The organism is Sphingomonas sp. PSPC2-2, from assembly GCF_049897725.1.
Taxonomy (GTDB): domain Bacteria; phylum Pseudomonadota; class Alphaproteobacteria; order Sphingomonadales; family Sphingomonadaceae; genus Sphingomonas.
Map to the genome: position 1 here is coordinate 1 of NZ_JAFCWU010000013.1, position 16,177 is coordinate 16,177.

The following is a 16,177-nucleotide window of genomic DNA, read 5'->3' on the forward strand; positions in this document are numbered from 1 at the left end:
TCTCGGACCAACTTCACCGCCTCGAGCTTGAACTCTCGGCTGAACTTCCGTCGTTGCATCTACACCCTCCGGTTCCGAAAACACCTTATCTTGGTGTCCACGAAACCGGCAGCAGCTCAATGGAGCGTATCTTGCGATAGGCGATCAGTGCCGTCTCGCCGACCTCGGGATTAAGGACAACCTTGCCAACAAATGTGCCTATAGGTTCGTCAGTCTGGCCATCGAGTTGCTCAAGCTTGAACGTCCGGCCCGCCGCTCCCTCGCCAAGTCTTGAAACGACCCGAAACCGCTCATCATTCCATTCGATGATCGCTCCCTCGTCCCAATGAAGCGGTGATTTAGGGGGATTCGCTTGGCTTGGAACAACGGCTTCCGCTGTCAGAGCGTCGGCGATCTCGCGCGCGGGCGCTCGATGCGCGGGCGCGTCGCTAAGTCCCTGCTGCAGGATGACACAGGCGTCGTCGGCCTCGGCGGAGCCGTCTGTAAAGAGTTCCAGAAGCACCTTGCAAAGGCTGTACACGTCCGACCGTACATCGGCCGTGGCAAGGCCAGACCGTAGAACCTCGGGCGCAGCATATTGGTCAGCGCTGACATTCGCGCCAGCGCCAGCAATCGTCTCCGCTTTTGGCAATCTCGCCCACCGCCATCCGGCGAACAATGGCCGCCCGTCCGAACGGACGCGCACTGTTTCCGGCGTTAGAGAGCGGTGAACAAGCGTCTCTCCGTCCAGGGTGGGCTCGTGGAGATCTGAGAGTTCGCGCAAAGCTGCCGTAGCGAAGGCAAGCCGGCCAGCTATTGTCCAATCTAGATCCGTAGACGCCTCAGCGATGGACGTCGCAGCGCTATCAGCGGTCGAAAAGAAAAACAGCTCACCTGCATAGTCGGGCAAGGCTTGGAAGCTGTCGACCAGGCTTGGAAGTGCGGGCGATTTCTGAAACCGTCGGACAGTGTCGAATTCACGGCGTGCCAGATTCTCCGCGTTTGAGGCGCTGCTGGCTGATAAATCATACAGGTAGATTGTCACATGGTCGCCACCGCTGACATCCTGCGCGGAATAGACGCGCACGAACTGATCTTCAGCCGGTGACAGGCGTTGAAGCTGGGCATAGCGGCCGAGGCGCCTCAACTCACCGCGTGTGACGGAAAGCTCATAAGGCGCAAGTTCCTTCGCCAGCCGATGGGTATCAATGATCGCACGATTCGTAAGGATGTCCGCAAACGCCTCTTCGAGGTCCACCAGACCGTATAGCTTGACCCCTCGGACAGAGGGCAGTTGTCCATCGCGACGAGTCGTTTTCGGCCCGGTGGTAAGCAACATGCCTGCTGCTACGTAGCTGAGTTCGGGATAGAGGCGTCGCAAGCGCGTAGCTACACGCTTGGCCTTGGTCGTGATGAGGTCGGCATGATGCTCGAACTCGCGCGCACGGCCCTTCAACCGCCCAATATCCCAATGCTTGACCTCGATCGCCGTCGCGCCGCCAGGACCAATCACGACCAGATCGATTTCGTCGGGCTGACCGTCGGGCTTTAGCGCATGGGCCAGGTTGGTCAGAACATAAACGGTGCCCTCGCCAACCGTTGCCCGAAAATGGGCCTCGACGGCGCGATAAGCGAGTTCCTCGCTCCGGTTTGCAAAAGGCCCGCAGGGCAGATGTTCAACGCGCAACTTCGTCCCTCGCTAATCCAAGTCCGGCGATGCGCGATTGATTGAAACGGTGCGCCGGCCTTGTCCTCACGAAGAAAAAGTTCACGCCGCCACCCCCATTAACATTGCGCCCAGTTGCCCCACGGTAACCATAGGCGATTGCCCTCCCGTTCGTCGATGACGAAGATGTATTGATATCACCTTTAGGCGTCTTTGGTTACGTCCCGCGGGATAGATATCTCTCGCATTTCCACTGGCTTCTGGACGTTTTGCCTGGCCGGGAGAGCCTTGTAGATGCGAGCTAGTGATAGTGTCCGGTAGGCCCGCTCGCCACCAGCGGACCGTTCGGAACGGCCTCGCGGACCTCGCAGACCTAGTTCCCCTCCATGTGAACCAACGATCGCTTACAGCAATTGCCCGTCAAATCCTGACGGTGCGCAAGGTTCGACGTTGCCGACATTCGGCAAAACGATGGCGCGTTCGTTAGGTCGTTCGTTCGTGCGCTGATGGATGGCCCGTTGGAGCGACGGACGCGGGACTAAGTCGCTATTCCTGATGCTGCGGATGACAACGGTTCCGTCCCTTCGCTGAGGATAGCGAGATATCTGCGATAGCCGAACACCCGGCCTCGCTTCTTGCCCGTGATTTCATCGACCACGCCGAGGCGTTCAAGGTCTGCCAACGCCGCATTAACCGTCGGCGCCGAGAGCCCTGTTCGTTCGACGAGTTGGTTTGCGGTGAGAAACGGGTTCTGCTGGAAAAGATCATGAACCCGCAGGGCCGAGCCTGCGCGATCACTCTGGGCCGTGATGCGTTCGCGATCGTCCTTGAAAAGATCGACTATGCGGGTAGCGGCGTCGAAAGCCTGGTTGGCGGTGTCGGCGACACCGGCAAGAAAGAAGTCCAACCAGGCCTCCCATGCGCCATGCTCGCGCACCTCCTGAAGCAGCCGGTAATAGTCGGTCCGGTGGGTTTTCAGATACAGGCTGAGGTAGAGCAGCGGCTTGCGAAGGACGCCGTTGACGCAGAGGTACAGCGTCACCAGCAGACGGCCGATGCGGCCGTTGCCATCAAGGAACGGGTGGATCGTCTCGAATTGGACGTGGAGGAGACCTGCCTTGATCAGGGCGGGCAGGCGAGATTCACTCTCGTGCATGAAGCGTTCGAGAGCATCCAGGCAGCCATCGAGTTCCGTAATCGGCGGTGGCACAAACAGCGCGTTGGCTGGGCGCGTGCCGCCGATCCAATTCTGCGAACGGCGGAATTCGCCGGGGCTCTTGGTGCCGCCCCGGCCGCTTTGCAGCAAGCGTTCGTGCATCTCTCGGATGAGACGGAGCGACAGCGGCAGCTCTTCCAGCCGATCGAGCCCGTACATCATGGCGTCGACATAGTTCGAGACCTCGCGGATATCGTCGATCGGCTGGCCAGCCTGCGCCTCTGTTTCGAAGCGGAGCAGGTCCGACAAGGTCGATTGCGTGCCCTCGATCTGAGAGGACAGCACCGCTTCCTTTCGCACGTACATGTAGAGGAAGAGCTCCTGGCGCGGCAGCAGCATGGTGATACCGTCGAGGCGCCCCAAGGCGCGCTCGGCCAGACTGAGACGGTCGAGGAGGCCCAGCACGTCGATGGGTGGCGCTGGTGGAAGCGGTGGGGGCACGAAGGCTCGCACAACCTCGCCCGCAACGGGGGTCTCGACGAAGCGGCCCAGCCGCAGATTCGGTTCAGGATCGACCATGCGGACCCAATATGCGGAAAACCTCTTATTTAAGCAACTGGCACTTGGCTTAATTAGCAAACAAGCTAAGGTAAGCGGGCTTAAATAAGGGAGACGACGGGGCGATGCGCAGGCGTGTACGATATCTACGAGGCTGTGCTCGTGCGTGAGGCGGGACCATCGGCGTGTCCATGCACGCGGTCAAGGCTTGCCAAGCGCCTGGTCTCTCGCGAGAATCGTCGCCGTGCGCTCTGATGTTGATCATCTGCCCTCGGTCCAGCAAGGCGAACTGGATCGGGTGAAGCAATTGCTGATGGGCGAGTTTGCCGAGGCGACGGCGCGCGCGACCCAGCCCTGGAAGAAAAACGGGAGCATCCTCAAAGTCGTCCTGTTCGGCAGCTATGCGAGGGACGATTGGGTTGATGAACCCGAAAATGGCTACCAGTCCGACTATGATCTGCTGGTCATCGTCAGCCATCCCGATCTCACTGATATCGCCGATTACTGGTACGTTGCCGAAGACAAGATCCTGCGCGACACCGCAATCGCGCGACCCGTGAATATCATCGTCCACACGCTGGAGGAGGTGAACCAAGCGCTAAGCCGGGGCGAATATTTCTGGGTTGATATCGCCCGCGACGGGATCGTTCTCTACGAATTGCCCGGGAGCGCACTTGCCACGCCGCAGCCACTGACGGCCGCCGATGCTTATGAGATGGCCTCCACCTACTTCCAAGACTGGCTCGCCAAGATCGACAGCGGGATCAAACTGGCAGCATTCGCACTTCAGGAGGGCGAATTGAAAGATGCGGCTTTCCTGCTCCATCAAGCGACCGAGCGGGCCTATATTTGCTTCCTGCTTGTTCGCACCCTGTATTTTCCGCGCTCGCACAACATCAAATTCCTGCGCTCGCTCGCTGAGGACAGCGAACCCCGCCTGATCGAGGCATGGCCGCGTGCGACCCGGGTCGACCGCCGCCGCTTTGAACTTCTGAAGCGCGCCTATGTCGAGGCGCGTTATTCGGCGAGCTATGAGATCGGCAATGACGACCTCTGCGCCCTCTCACAGTCGGTCCGCGACCTTCGCGACATCGTCGAGACCGTTTCGCGCGAACGCATCGAAACGCTCCGAACAGACGCAGGCCTCTAACCGCCGGACGACGCCTGCCGGATAGCTTCCGGTTCCACCTCTCGGCCAAAGCAGGCCGACGCGAGCCCATCAGCGCCCATCAGCGCCGTTCCGTTTTTCGAGCCTGTCACCGAGTCTGAGACCGCCCCAGCCGATCCTGTTCGGCGGGCGGGAGCTTCGACGTGACACCCACCAAATTGCTCATCGGCCAGATCCTTGTCGTCTTCGCGATCGTCATCGCGGGGGTGTGGGCGGCGACGCAATGGGCAGCGGCGATGCTGGCTTATCAGCCCGAACTCGGCCTGCCCTGGTTCCGGCTCGGTAGCGTGCCGGTCTATCATCCCTGGGCGCTGTTCGGCTGGTGGTATCACTATGATGCCTATGCCCCGGTCGTCTTCGACAAGGCGGGCATGCTCGCCGGCGCCAGCGGCTTCGTGGGCTGTGCTGCGGCGATCTTCGGTTCGTTGTGGCGCGCCCGCCAGTCGAGCAACGTCACCACCTATGGTTCGGCGCGCTGGGCAAGCCCCCGCGAGATCGAGCGCGCCGGGCTGCACCGCGACGCGGGCGTCATGCTCGGCACGCTCGGTGGCCGCTATCTCCGCCACGACGGCCCCGAGCACATAATGGCGTTCGCGCCAACGCGATCGGGCAAGGGCGTGGGCCTCGTCGTCCCGACCTTGCTGTCCTGGACCGGTTCGACAGTCGTCCATGACATCAAGGGTGAGAACTGGACGCTGACCGCCGGCTGGCGCGCGCTGTTCTCGCACTGTCTGCTGTTCAATCCGACCGACGCCGCATCGGCGCATTACAATCCGCTGCTCGAAGTCCGGCGCGGTATCGACGAGGTGCGCGACGTCCAGAACATCGCCGACATCCTGGTCGATCCCGAAGGCGCGCTCGAACGCCGCAACCATTGGGAGAAGACCAGCCATTCGCTGTTGGTCGGCGCGATCCTTCACATCCTCTATGCCGAGGAGGAGAAGACGCTCGCGCGCGTCGCGACCTTCCTCTCCGATCCGCAGCGCAGCTTCGTCGCCACGCTGCGCCGGATGATGACCACCAATCATGTCGGCGACCACAAGAAACCCAGGGTCCATCCCGTCGTCGCCTCCGCCGCGCGCGAACTGCTCAACAAGAGTGAGAACGAGCGCTCCGGCGTGCTGTCGACCGCGATGTCCTTTCTCGGCCTCTATCGCGATCCGACCGTCGCCGAGGTCACGTCGCGCTGCGACTGGCGGATCGCCGACCTGATCGAGGCCGAACGGCCGCTGTCGCTCTATCTCGTCATTCCGCCATCGGACATCAGCCGCACCAAGCCGCTGATCCGCCTCGTGCTCAACCAGATCGGCCGCCGCCTGACCGAGCGGCTCGACCAGCCCGGAACGTCCACGCGCCGGCACCAGCTCCTGATGATGCTCGACGAGTTCCCGGCGCTGGGCCGCCTCGATTTCTTCGAGACCAGCCTCGCCTTCATGGCCGGCTACGGCATTCGTGCCTTCCTGATCGCCCAGAGTCTCAACCAGATCGAGAAGGCTTACGGCGACCACAATGCCATTCTCGACAATTGTCATGTGCGCGTCGCCTTCGCGACCAACGACGAGCGCACCGCCAAACGCATTTCCGACGCGCTCGGTACGGCGACCGAGCAGCGTGCCATGCGCAACTATGCCGGCCACCGGCTCGCCCCCTGGCTCGCCCACGTCATGGTCAGCCGCCAGGAAACCGCTCGCCAGCTCCTGACGCCGGGCGAGGTGATGCAGCTTTCTCCCGACGAAGAACTTGTGCTCGTGTCCGGGCTTGCGCCAATCCGGGCGCGCAAGCTGCGCTATTTCCGCGACCGCAACTTCGCCGCACGCGTGGCTGCCGCACCCAAACTGGCATCTGGCCAATATGCCGATCGGCCGAAGTCGCGCGGCGACGACTGGTCCAACCAGGTGTGCGGCACCGATGACCGACTGCACCAGGCGGAGGACGCCGCAGGCAGCGAGGACGATGGTGGCATGCAGCAGCAGCGCCATCCAGGCCTTCCCGAACAGGTCTCCAGAGCAACCGACGCCGCCGAAACGCGCGATCCCCAGATCGTGCCCGACGACGACGATGTCGCCGCCGACAAGCGCGCCATGGACCAGGCGCAAGGGCAGAACGCCGTCGTCCGGGGTCATGCCATCAACGAGGGCGCGAAGCGCGACCTCATTCCGGACTTCTGAGGCCGCGATGAAGATCCGCCAGAACCTCTATATCGACCGCGAACTCAGCGACGCGCTGGAAGCGCTCGCGGCCGGTCCGCGCGGCAACAAGAGCCACCTCGTCAACGATGCGCTGAAGGATTGGCTGGCGCGCCGTGGCACCAAGGAAGTCGACGACCTCCTCAAGGTTCGCCTCGACCGTCTGACACGCGAACTCGCCGGCGCGCGGCGCGACATCGATGTGCTGCTAGAAAGCCTGTCGTTGTTCGTCCGCTACCAGCTGATGGTGACGGCGCCGTTGCCCGAAGCTGATGCAGCAGCCCGTGCCATCGGCCGCGACCGGTTCGAGGCGTTCGTCTCGCAGGTCGGCCGCCACATTGCCGGTGGAAAGCGCACGCTGGTGCCCGCCGAACCCGCTGGAGGCGCATCATGATGTCCGCCCAGACGACAAGCGTCTCGGCGGAACGCCGCCGTGCCATGCTGCGCACCGCGATGGGGCCGGCGATTGCCGCCGCGCTCGCCGACCCGCGGGTGATCGAGATCATGGTCAATCCCGACGGCGCGCTGCGCGTCGATATCCTCGGCGAAGGCCGCGTCGATACCGACGTGAAGCTCGATGCGCCCCAGATCGAGCGGATCATCCGGCTGGTGGCATCCCATGTCCGATCCGAAGTCCATGGCGACAAGCCCATCGTGTCGGCTGAGCTGCCGCCGCTTGGTTCTGGTGCGGGCGAGCGGTTCGAGGGAATCCTGCCGCCCGTATCCACCGCCCCGTGCTTTTCGATCCGCAAGCCGGCGGCGCGCATCTACACGCTGATGGACTATGTGACCGACGGCATCATGTCGGCGGAAGCGGCGCGCCTCCTCTCGCTCGCCGTCGTCGATCGCCGCAACATCCTCGTCGCCGGCGGGACCAGTTCGGGCAAGACGACACTCGCCAACGCGCTGCTCGCCGAGATGGCCCATCTCGACGAACGGGTGATCCTGATCGAGGATACCCGCGAGCTGCAATCGCCGGCACGCGACACGGTCGCGCTCAGGACCCGGGCCGGCGCCGTCACCATGGGCGATCTCGTGCGCTCGACGCTGCGCCTTCGGCCCGATCGCATCATCGTCGGCGAGGTGCGGGGTGCCGAAGCGCTCGACATGCTCAAGGCTTGGAACACCGGCCATCCCGGCGGGATCGCGACCGTCCACGCCAACAGCGCGACGTCCGCGCTCTACCGGGTCGAGCAACTCATCCAGGAAGCCGTGGTCACCGTACCGCGCCGCCTGATCGCCGAGGCCATCGACATGATCGTGTTCATCGCAGGGCGCGGCACCGCGCGGCGCATCGAGACGATCGTCCGCGTCGCCGGGCTCGACCCGCAGGCCGACTACGTCGTCGTGGATCTCACCCCAACCCTGACCCCTGACCATGAAGGAGACTGACATGACCACCGTTCGTATTCCCAACCGCGACCGCTTCTTCGTCACCGGCCTGATCCTCGGCCTTTCGATCACCATGACCAGCCGCGCATATGCGAGCGGTGCGGGCATGCCGTGGGAACAACCGCTCCAGCAGGTGCTGGAGTCGGTCCAGGGACCGGTCGCCAAGATCGTCGCGGTGCTGATCATCATTTCCACTGGGCTCGCGCTCGCGTTCGGCGAGACCGCCGGCGGCTTCCGCAAGCTCATCCAGATCATCTTCGGCCTGTCGATCGCGTTCGCCGCCTCGAGCTTCTTCCTGTCCTTCTTCAGCTTCGGCGGCGGGGCGCTCGTCGCGTGAGCCACATCGAGGGATTCGAGGCGCCGATCCACGCCAGCCTGGGGCAAGCCATCCTGCTGGGTGGTGCGCCGCGCGGTATCGCGATCGTCAACGGCACGATCGCGGCCGCGGTCGGTCTGGGTCTCCAGCAGTGGCTGGTCGGGATCGCGATCTGGGCCATCGGACACAGCATCGCGGTCTTCGCCGCCCGCCGCGACCCGGACTTCGTGCCCGTGCTGCTCCGCCATCTGCGCCAGAAAGGATATCTGGCATGCTGAACCTCGCGGAATACCGGTCGCGTGCCGATCGGCTTGCCGATCATCTGCCCTGGGCAGCGCTGGTCGCACCCGGCGTCGTCCTTAACAAGGACGGCAGTTTCCAGCGCAGCTTCGCCTTTCGCGGTCCCGATCTCGAAAGCGCGACCGAGGCGGAGCTGGTCTCGGCCTGTGCGCGCGCCAACAATGTGCTCAAGCGACTCGGCTCGGGCTGGGCCTTGTTCTTCGAGGCCGAGCGGCGCGATGCGCTCGGCTATCCCGAGAGCGTCTTTCCCGATGCGGCATCCTGGCTGGTCGAGCAGGAGCGGCGTGCCGGGTTCGAAGCCGAGGGCCAGCATTTCGAGAGCCGCTTCCACGGCACACTCGTCTGGTTGCCGCCCGCCGACAGCAGCGATGCCGCGGGACGGACACTGGTCGAGCGGCCCGACGACGCGAAAGGGCGGGACTGGCACGCCAGCCTCGTCGGCTTCATCGCCGAGACCGACCGCGTGCTTGATCTCCTGTCGGGCTTCATGCCCGAGGTGCGGGCGTTGGGCGACGCGGAGACGCTGACCTATCTCCACGGCACCGTTTCCAGCCGTCGTCACCCGGTCGCCGTGCCGGAAACGCCAATCTATCTTGATGCGCTGCTCGCCGACACGCCGCTGGTCGGCGGGTTGGAGCCGACGCTCGGCGCAAACCATCTGCGCACGCTGACGGTGCTGGGATTCCCGAACCTCAGCCGGCCCGGCATCCTCGACGCGCTCAACCACCAGGATTTTGGCTACCGCTGGGTCACGCGTTTCATCGCGCTCGACAAGACCGACGCGACCAAGGCGCTGACGAAGATCCGGCGGCAATGGTTCAACAAGCGCAAGTCGATCACCGCGCTGCTGCGCGAGGTGATGTACAACCAGCCGGTCCAGCTTCTCGATAGCGACGCCGACAACAAGGTGGTCGACGCCGATCTCGCGCTGCAGGCGCTCGGCGGCGATCATGTCGCATTCGGCTATCTGACGACGACGATCACCGTCGCCGATACCGATCGTGCCCGCGCCGAAGACAAGGTTCGCGCGGTCGAGCGGATCGTCAACGGCCTTGGCTTCACAGCCAAGCGCGAAGGCGTCAACGCGGTCGAAGCGTGGCTTTCGTCGCTGCCCGGCCAGGCCTATGCCAATGTGCGGCAGCCGCTGATCCATACCCTCAACCTCGCCCATCTCATGCCGCTCTCGTCGGTCTGGGCCGGACCAACGGAAAACCGGCATCTCGGCGGACCGCCGCTGCTCTACGCCCAGACCAGCGGATCGACCCCGTTTCGCCTTTCGACCCATGTCGGCGATGTCGGCCACATGCTCGTCGTCGGGCCGACTGGTGCTGGCAAGTCGGTGCTGCTGGCGCTCATCGCGCTGCAGTTCCGGCGCTACGGCGGCTCCCAACTCTATATCTTCGACAAGGGCTATTCGGCGCGCGCGGCGGTGCTGGCGATGGGCGGCGCCCATCATGCACTGGGCCTCGGCGCGGACAGCAGCGAAACGCTGGCGTTCCAGCCGCTGCGCCGGATCGACGATCAAAGCGAGCGGAGCTGGGCGGCGGAATGGATCGCGGCGCTGCTGGCGCACGAGAAGGTCATCGTTACCCCCGAGGTGAAGGACGCCGTCTGGTCGGCGCTGGGCAGTCTCGCATCGGCGCCCCCGGAGGAGCGCACGCTGACCGGGCTCGCAATGCTGCTCCAATCGAATGCGCTGCGCACCGCGCTCACCGCCTATACGCTCGACGGCCCCTATGGGCGGCTGCTCGACGCGGCGGAACAGCATCTCGCGCTCGCCGACGTCCAGTGCTTCGAGACCGAGTCTCTGATGGGACAGGCCGGCGTGGTCGCCCCGGTGCTGACCTATCTGTTCCACCGCCTTGAGGAGCGCTTCGACGGCCGGCCGACGCTGCTGATCCTCGACGAGGCCTGGATCTTCCTCGATCACCCGCTCTTCGCCGCTCGCATCCGCGAATGGCTGAAGACGCTGCGCAAGAAGAATGTCGCGGTGCTGTTCGCGACGCAGAGTCTGGCCGACATCGCCGACAGCAGCATCGCGCCCGCCATCATCGAAAGCTGCCCGCAGCGCATATTGCTGCCCAACGACCGCGCGATCGAACCGCAGTCGCGCGCCGCCTATGAGAGGTTCGGCCTCAACGAGCGACAGATCGAGCTGGTCAGTCGGGCTACCCCCAAGCGGCATTATTATCTGCAATCCGCACGCGGCAACCGGCTGTTCGAACTGGGCCTTGGCCCGATTGCGCTGGCCCTCTGCGGTGCCTCCGATCCCGCGACCCAGGCCCGCATCGATGGGTTGCTGGCTGAGCACGGCCCCGAGGATTTCGCGGCGCGCTTCCTTGAGGGAGCCGGCCTCGACTGGGCCGCCGGCCTCCTCGCCGACTTTCCCGTCCCCCAAGCCAAGGAGTAAAATGAGATGCGTACCCCCACCCGCAAACATCTGATCGCGTCCGCGCTCGGGTTCGGCGCCATCGGTTCGCTCGCCTGCGCGCTGATCATGCCGAGCGCGCCTGCCCATGCGCAGTTCACCGTGTTCGACCCCAGCAACTATAGCCAGAACCTGCTCACCGCCGCGCGAACCCTCCAGCAGATCAACAATCAGATCCAGTCGCTCCAGAACGAAGCGCAGATGCTGACCAATCAGGCGAAGAACCTGACTCGCATCGATTTCCCCCAGCTCCAGCAGCTCACCCAGAACCTGCAAGCGATCGACCGACTGATGGCGCAGGCTCAGGGGATCGATTTCCGGATCGACGGCCTCGACCAGCAGTTCAGCCGCCTGTTTCCGACCGACTTCAACCAGGCGCTGACCACCAACCAGCGTGTGATCGACGCGAAGGCGCGGCTCGATGCTGCAATGGCCGGGTACCGGCAGACGATGGGCGTCCAGTCCCAGGTCGTCGCGAACGTGCAGGCCGACGCAAATGCAATGAACGGCATCGTTGCGCAGAGCCAGGGGGCACAAGGCTCGCTCCAGGCGCAACAGGCGACCAACCAGCTGCTCGCGCTGACCGCCAAGCAGCAGTTCCAGATTCAGAACCTGATGGCTGCCCAATACCGCGCCGAAGCCACGGAAGCGGCGCGCCGTGCCCAGGCTGAGGCCGAGGGGCGTGCTGCCACCGCGAAGTTCCTCGGTACCGGCTCCGCCTACACGCCCCAGTAGTCGGACGCCGGCCCGGCGGCGGCGGTATCGCCTCCCGTCGCCGTCGCCGCGGGGCGCGTGACGCTCCCCTACGCGCCCCGCGGCACCCCCTCTTGATGGAAGAGTGAAGTGAACGATCTCAGCGTCATCGACCGGTTCATGCAGGCCTTCATCCGCTACATCGATAGCGGATTCGGGCTGCTGGGCGGCGACGTCCACTTCCTGACCGTCACGCTGATCGGCATCGACATCACGCTGGCCGGCCTGTTCTGGGCAATGGGCGGCGAAGACAATGTCATCGGTCGCTTCATCAAGAAGATCCTCTACATCGGCGCGTTCGCGTTCATCCTGAACAGCTTCTCGACACTTGCCGACATCATCTTCAAATCGTTCGCGCAGGCTGGGCTCACCGCCGGGGGCGGAACCCTGTCGGCGGACGATCTGCTCAAGCCCGGCCGCGTCGCCTCGACTGGCTTCTCCGCCGCGTGGCCACTGCTCCAGCAGGCGTCGAGCATGATGGGGTTCGTCAGCTTCTTCGAGAATTTCCTGACGATCGCGGTGCTGCTGTTCGCCTGGGTGATCGTCATCCTCGCCTTCTTCATCCTCGCCGTGCAGATGTTCGTGACGATCATCGAGTTCAAATTGACCTCGCTGGCCGGCTTCATCCTCGTGCCCTTCGCGCTCTGGAATCGCACCAGCTTTCTCGCCGAGCGCGTGCTCGGCAACGTCGTCTCGTCTGGAATCAAGGTCATGGTGCTCGGCGTGATCGTCGGCATCGGCTCCAATTTCTTCGCCGAGTTCACGACCTCGATGCAGGGCCAGGAACCCGATCTCGGCGCCGCGATGAGCCTGACGCTCGGCGCGCTCGCGCTGTTCGGGCTCGGCATCTTCGGCCCCGGTATCGCCTCGGGCCTCGTCGCCGGTGCCCCGCAATTGGGGGCAGGCGCCGCGCTCGGTACAGCCGTCGGCGCGGCGGGCGTCACCATGCTTGCCGGCGGCGCTACTATCGGCGCGGCTCGTGCGGTCGGCGGTGCTGCGCTCGGTGCGATCCGGGCCGGCACGACCATGGGTTCGGCGGCTTCGGCTTCCTACCAGCTCAGCCAGACTGCGGCCGGATCGTCAAGCGTCGGCGCCGGGATTGGCGGCATGGCGCAGGCGGCCGGCAACGCGGTCCGCCAGAAAGTATCGGCGGCGCTGGGATTGTCAGAAGCCGCCGAGCGCGGCCGCGACGCCGCGTGGTCCGCTCTCAATGGCGCCGCCGGTTCTAAAGGATCAGCTCCCGATGCCGGCAGCGATGGTGCGCCGTCCTGGGCACGCTCGCTGCGGGCGCAGCAGACCGCTCGCCACCACCGTCAAGTCGCGTTGCACACTCTCCAGCAGGGCGATCGCGGCGGCGCATCCGCCACCCCCGACATCAAGGAAAGGGAAGATTGAGCCATGATCTTCAAACCCCATGATCTTTAAGCGCGCCGTCCAGCGCTACGCGCAAACGCCCGAGCCCGAGACGCCCTATCAACGCGCCGGCCAGGTCTGGGACGACCGCATCGGGTCGGCGCGCCTCCAGGCCCGCAACTGGCGCCTGATGGCGTTCGGCATGCTGTCGTTGTCGACCGCCATGTCGGGTGCGCTCATCTGGCAGTCGCTGCAAAGCCGGGTCACGCCCTATGTCGTCGAGGTCGATCGGCTCGGCGAGGCCCGGGCGGTGACCGAGGCCGAAGCGGGCTATCACCCCACCGATCCCCAGATCGCGTGGCATCTGGCGAAGTTCATCGAGAATGTCCGCGGGGTCTCGCTCGATCCGGTGCTGATGCGCCGCGATTGGCTATCGGCCTATGACTTCGCCACGACGCGAGGAAGCCAGTTTTTGGGCGACTATGCCCGCGCTGCGGACCCGTTCGCCAAGATCGGCGAGCGTACCGTTTCGGTCCAGGTGACCAGCGTCGTCCGGGCATCGGATCGCTCGTTCCAGGTCAAGTGGACCGAGACGGCCTATGAGCGTGGGAGTGAGGCTGGCTCCTCCCACTGGACCGGCATCCTGACGATCCTGACGAAGCCGCCAGTATCGGCTGACACGCTGCGGAAGAACCCGCTCGGTATCTACATCGACGCGATCGACTGGAGCCGCGAACTCGAGCCTGCCGCATCGACTGCTCCCGCGCGTACCGCGCAGCCGCCCAGCAACGTGCCGCTCGGCTCGCCGCTCGACCCGAACCTTGCCGCTCAACCGACCGTCAATACGGAGACCCAGCCATGACTACCACTCTCGCAGCCGCCGCGCTGCTGGCGCCTTGCCTGATCCTTGCTACCCAACCCGCAGAGGCGACCACACACAAAACCACGCCAGTCGCCGCCGCCAACCGCGCAGCGACGATCGAACCCGTCGCGCAGGGCTTCATCAACGCCGTGCAGGTCTATCCGTTCGCCGACGGCGCCATCTATCATGTCATCACCGCACCTGAGCGGGTGACGGACATCGCGCTGCAACCGGGTGAGACGCTGGTGGCAGTGGCCAGTGGCGACACGGTGCGCTGGGTGATCGGCGATACCACCAGCGGGTCGGGCGCGGAAAAGCGAACCCATGTACTGGTGAAGCCGTTCAGCGCCGGCCTGTCCACCAATCTCGTCATCACCACCGACCGGCGCAGCTATCATATCGCGCTGACCAGCGTGATGAAGACGGCGATGGCCGCACTCTCATGGACCTATCCCCAGGATGCGCTGATCGCATTGAAGCGGGCCGCCGCGGCAACCGAGGCGGCGGCCCCAGTAGCGGCCGGGATCGAGGTCGAGCAGCTCCATTTCAATTATGCCGTATCGGGCGATCGACCGGACTGGCGGCCGTTTCGTGCTTTCGACGACGGGCGCCAGACCTTCATCGAATTTCCCGCGACGCTGGCCGTAGGCGAGGCGCCGCCGATTTTCCTGGTGGACAGGAAAGGCGAGGCCCAACTCGTCAACTATCGCGTGAAGGGCCGCTTCTATGTTGTCGATCGCATCTTCGACGTCGCCGAGCTTCGCCTCGGGACAAAGCACCAGCAGATTGTCCGGATCAGCCGGGTGGCGGACGGCGCGCCCAAGCGGAGGGGATCATGACCGTCGAGGCGGCAGCCCCACCGGCACCCGAGGCCCCCGCCGCACCGGGCAAGGTGGACCCGGAAACGCTGGCGCTTCGCGCCCAGCCGGCACGGGCGATCCGCTTCAAGCGCGGCGCCGTGGTGGCGATAGCAGCACTCGGCTCCGTCAGTCTGATCGCAACGGCCTGGGTTGCGCTGCGGCCGACCGCGCTGCATCTCGCCGGACAAAGTGACGATCAGACCGTCACGGCGAAGGCGCCGGCTGATACACTGAGCGGACTGCCGGGGAGCTATGGCGACGTGCCGAAACTCGGACCGCCATTGCCGGGCGACCTCGGCCGGCCGATCCTCGATCATCAGCGCGCCATGGGCATCGCGCCAGCGAACGGCGAAACAGCGCGCGCGGACCAGGCCGTCGCCACCGAACGCGATCGACGGGCCGCGGAGCAGAAGGCGGCACGCGAGTCGGGATTGCTGGTGCAGTCCGGCAACCGCACCGATCCGACCCGCAGCACTGATGCAACACCGTCATCTCCCCCGGCAGCGGCTGCTGAGCAAGCTCGGCTCGCGATCGATCCAGATCGTGATCCCAATGCCCAGCAGCGAAAGGCTGACTTCGTTGCAGCGCGCGACACTGGCGGCGACGTAAACGAGCATCGATTGAGCCCGCCGGCGTCGCCGGACATGCTGTCTGCTGGCAGCGTCATTGCGGCAAGCCTGATCACCGGGCTCAGGTCCGACCTCCCCGGCCTCGTCACCGCCCAGGTGACGGAACGGGTCTTCGACAGTGCGACGGGCAGCATTCTTCTCATTCCGCAGGGTGCGCGGTTGATCGGCAGCTATGATAGCGTCGTCGCCTTCGGGCAGAAGCGCGCGCTGGTGGTATGGCAGCGGATAATCTTGCCGGACGGCAGCTCGATCCGGCTCGACAACGTGCCCGCGACCGACCCGTCGGGCTATGCCGGGCTTGCCGACAAGGTCGACTTCCACACCTGGACGCTGCTCAAGGGCGTTGCGATCTCGACCCTGCTTGGCGTGGGCGCGAACGTGACCTTCTCCGGGGAGAGCGATCTCGTCCAGGCGATTCGCGAATCCACGCAGCAGAACGTGTCGCGCGCCGGCGACCAGATTACGTCCCGCAATCTGCAGATCCAGCCGACCATCACCATCCGCCCCGGCGCGCCGGTCCGGCTGATCGTTCACCGTGATCTCATTCTCGCGCGCTGGAAGGAATAGGAGC

The 16,177-nt window shown here is 64.7% G+C and carries 14 protein-coding genes; 12 read left to right on the forward strand and 2 right to left on the reverse strand.

All coding sequences use genetic code 11. The features are described 5' to 3' along the window. Positions 1-85: 85 nt before the first annotated feature. A complete protein-coding gene (locus ACP7BY_RS18495) occupies positions 86-1,666 on the reverse strand; it encodes an NERD domain-containing protein kinase family protein (protein WP_137903094.1) in 1,581 nt (526 codons plus the stop codon). Positions 1,667-2,183: 517 nt separating this feature from the next. After that, positions 2,184-3,380, reverse strand: a complete 1,197-nt coding sequence (locus ACP7BY_RS18500; RefSeq protein ID WP_033964513.1) for a Fic family protein — start codon at positions 3,378-3,380, stop codon at positions 2,184-2,186. A 223-nt stretch (positions 3,381-3,603) separates the two neighbouring features. Between ACP7BY_RS18500 and ACP7BY_RS18505 the strand changes: the two genes are divergently transcribed. The 12 genes from ACP7BY_RS18505 to ACP7BY_RS18560 all read left to right on the forward strand — a co-directional run bounded on the left by ACP7BY_RS18505 (position 3,604) and on the right by ACP7BY_RS18560 (position 16,173). Beyond that, positions 3,604-4,509, forward strand: a complete 906-nt coding sequence (locus ACP7BY_RS18505) for a HEPN domain-containing protein (protein WP_137785126.1) — start codon at positions 3,604-3,606, stop codon at positions 4,507-4,509. Between the two features lie 161 nt (positions 4,510-4,670). Continuing rightward, positions 4,671-6,695 (forward strand): conjugal transfer protein TraG, encoded by a 2,025-nt coding sequence (locus ACP7BY_RS18510; protein WP_137903093.1) that lies wholly within the window; start codon positions 4,671-4,673, stop codon positions 6,693-6,695. Between the two features lie 7 nt (positions 6,696-6,702). Further along, on the forward strand, positions 6,703-7,107 hold the full coding sequence (locus ACP7BY_RS18515; RefSeq protein ID WP_033964514.1) for a hypothetical protein: 405 nt from the start codon (positions 6,703-6,705) through the stop codon (positions 7,105-7,107). Then, the gene (trbB, locus tag ACP7BY_RS18520) at positions 7,107-8,105 is read left to right on the forward strand and encodes a P-type conjugative transfer ATPase TrbB (RefSeq protein ID WP_033964515.1); all 999 of its coding nucleotides are present in this window, start codon (positions 7,107-7,109) and stop codon (positions 8,103-8,105) included. Before ACP7BY_RS18515 ends, trbB begins: the two co-directional genes overlap by 1 nt. Before the next feature lies 1 nt (position 8,106). Beyond that, the gene (locus ACP7BY_RS18525) at positions 8,107-8,442 is read left to right on the forward strand and encodes a TrbC/VirB2 family protein (RefSeq protein WP_033964565.1); all 336 of its coding nucleotides are present in this window, start codon (positions 8,107-8,109) and stop codon (positions 8,440-8,442) included. Continuing rightward, the gene (locus ACP7BY_RS18530) at positions 8,439-8,699 is read left to right on the forward strand and encodes a VirB3 family type IV secretion system protein (protein WP_033964516.1); all 261 of its coding nucleotides are present in this window, start codon (positions 8,439-8,441) and stop codon (positions 8,697-8,699) included. Before ACP7BY_RS18525 ends, ACP7BY_RS18530 begins: the two co-directional genes overlap by 4 nt. After that, positions 8,693-11,131, forward strand: a complete 2,439-nt coding sequence (trbE, locus tag ACP7BY_RS18535; protein ID WP_137903092.1) for a conjugal transfer protein TrbE — start codon at positions 8,693-8,695, stop codon at positions 11,129-11,131. The genes ACP7BY_RS18530 and trbE overlap by 7 nt, the downstream gene beginning before the upstream one ends. Before the next feature lie 6 nt (positions 11,132-11,137). Beyond that, entirely contained in the window at positions 11,138-11,884 is a 747-nt protein-coding gene (gene trbJ / locus ACP7BY_RS18540) for a P-type conjugative transfer protein TrbJ (protein ID WP_033964519.1), read from the forward strand. 108 nt (positions 11,885-11,992) lie between these two features. After that, entirely contained in the window at positions 11,993-13,297 is a 1,305-nt protein-coding gene (gene trbL, locus ACP7BY_RS18545) for a P-type conjugative transfer protein TrbL (protein ID WP_033964521.1), read from the forward strand. Positions 13,298-13,316: 19 nt separating this feature from the next. Next, on the forward strand, positions 13,317-14,117 hold the full coding sequence (gene trbF, locus ACP7BY_RS18550; protein ID WP_033964523.1) for a conjugal transfer protein TrbF: 801 nt from the start codon (positions 13,317-13,319) through the stop codon (positions 14,115-14,117). Beyond that, positions 14,114-14,956 carry a P-type conjugative transfer protein TrbG gene (gene trbG, locus ACP7BY_RS18555; protein ID WP_033964525.1) on the forward strand — a complete coding sequence of 281 codons (843 nt, stop codon included), beginning with the start codon at positions 14,114-14,116 and terminating at the stop codon, positions 14,954-14,956. The genes trbF and trbG overlap by 4 nt, the downstream gene beginning before the upstream one ends. After that, on the forward strand, positions 14,953-16,173 hold the full coding sequence (locus ACP7BY_RS18560) for a TrbI/VirB10 family protein (RefSeq protein ID WP_033964526.1): 1,221 nt from the start codon (positions 14,953-14,955) through the stop codon (positions 16,171-16,173). The genes trbG and ACP7BY_RS18560 overlap by 4 nt, the downstream gene beginning before the upstream one ends. Positions 16,174-16,177 lie beyond the last annotated feature (4 nt).

Coding starts and splice junctions, on each gene's coding strand:
- ACP7BY_RS18500 (WP_033964513.1), bottom strand. CDS start 3,380: ATGGTCGATCCTGAACCGAATCTGCGGCTGGGCCGCTTCGTCGAGACC.
- ACP7BY_RS18515 (WP_033964514.1), top strand. CDS start 6,703: ATGAAGATCCGCCAGAACCTCTATATCGACCGCGAACTCAGCGACGCG.
- trbB (WP_033964515.1), top strand. CDS start 7,107: ATGTCCGCCCAGACGACAAGCGTCTCGGCGGAACGCCGCCGTGCCATG.
- ACP7BY_RS18525 (WP_033964565.1), top strand. CDS start 8,107: ATGACCACCGTTCGTATTCCCAACCGCGACCGCTTCTTCGTCACCGGC.
- trbE (WP_137903092.1), top strand. CDS start 8,693: ATGCTGAACCTCGCGGAATACCGGTCGCGTGCCGATCGGCTTGCCGAT.
- trbJ (WP_033964519.1), top strand. CDS start 11,138: ATGCGTACCCCCACCCGCAAACATCTGATCGCGTCCGCGCTCGGGTTC.
- trbF (WP_033964523.1), top strand. CDS start 13,317: ATGATCTTTAAGCGCGCCGTCCAGCGCTACGCGCAAACGCCCGAGCCC.
- trbG (WP_033964525.1), top strand. CDS start 14,114: ATGACTACCACTCTCGCAGCCGCCGCGCTGCTGGCGCCTTGCCTGATC.
- ACP7BY_RS18560 (WP_033964526.1), top strand. CDS start 14,953: ATGACCGTCGAGGCGGCAGCCCCACCGGCACCCGAGGCCCCCGCCGCA.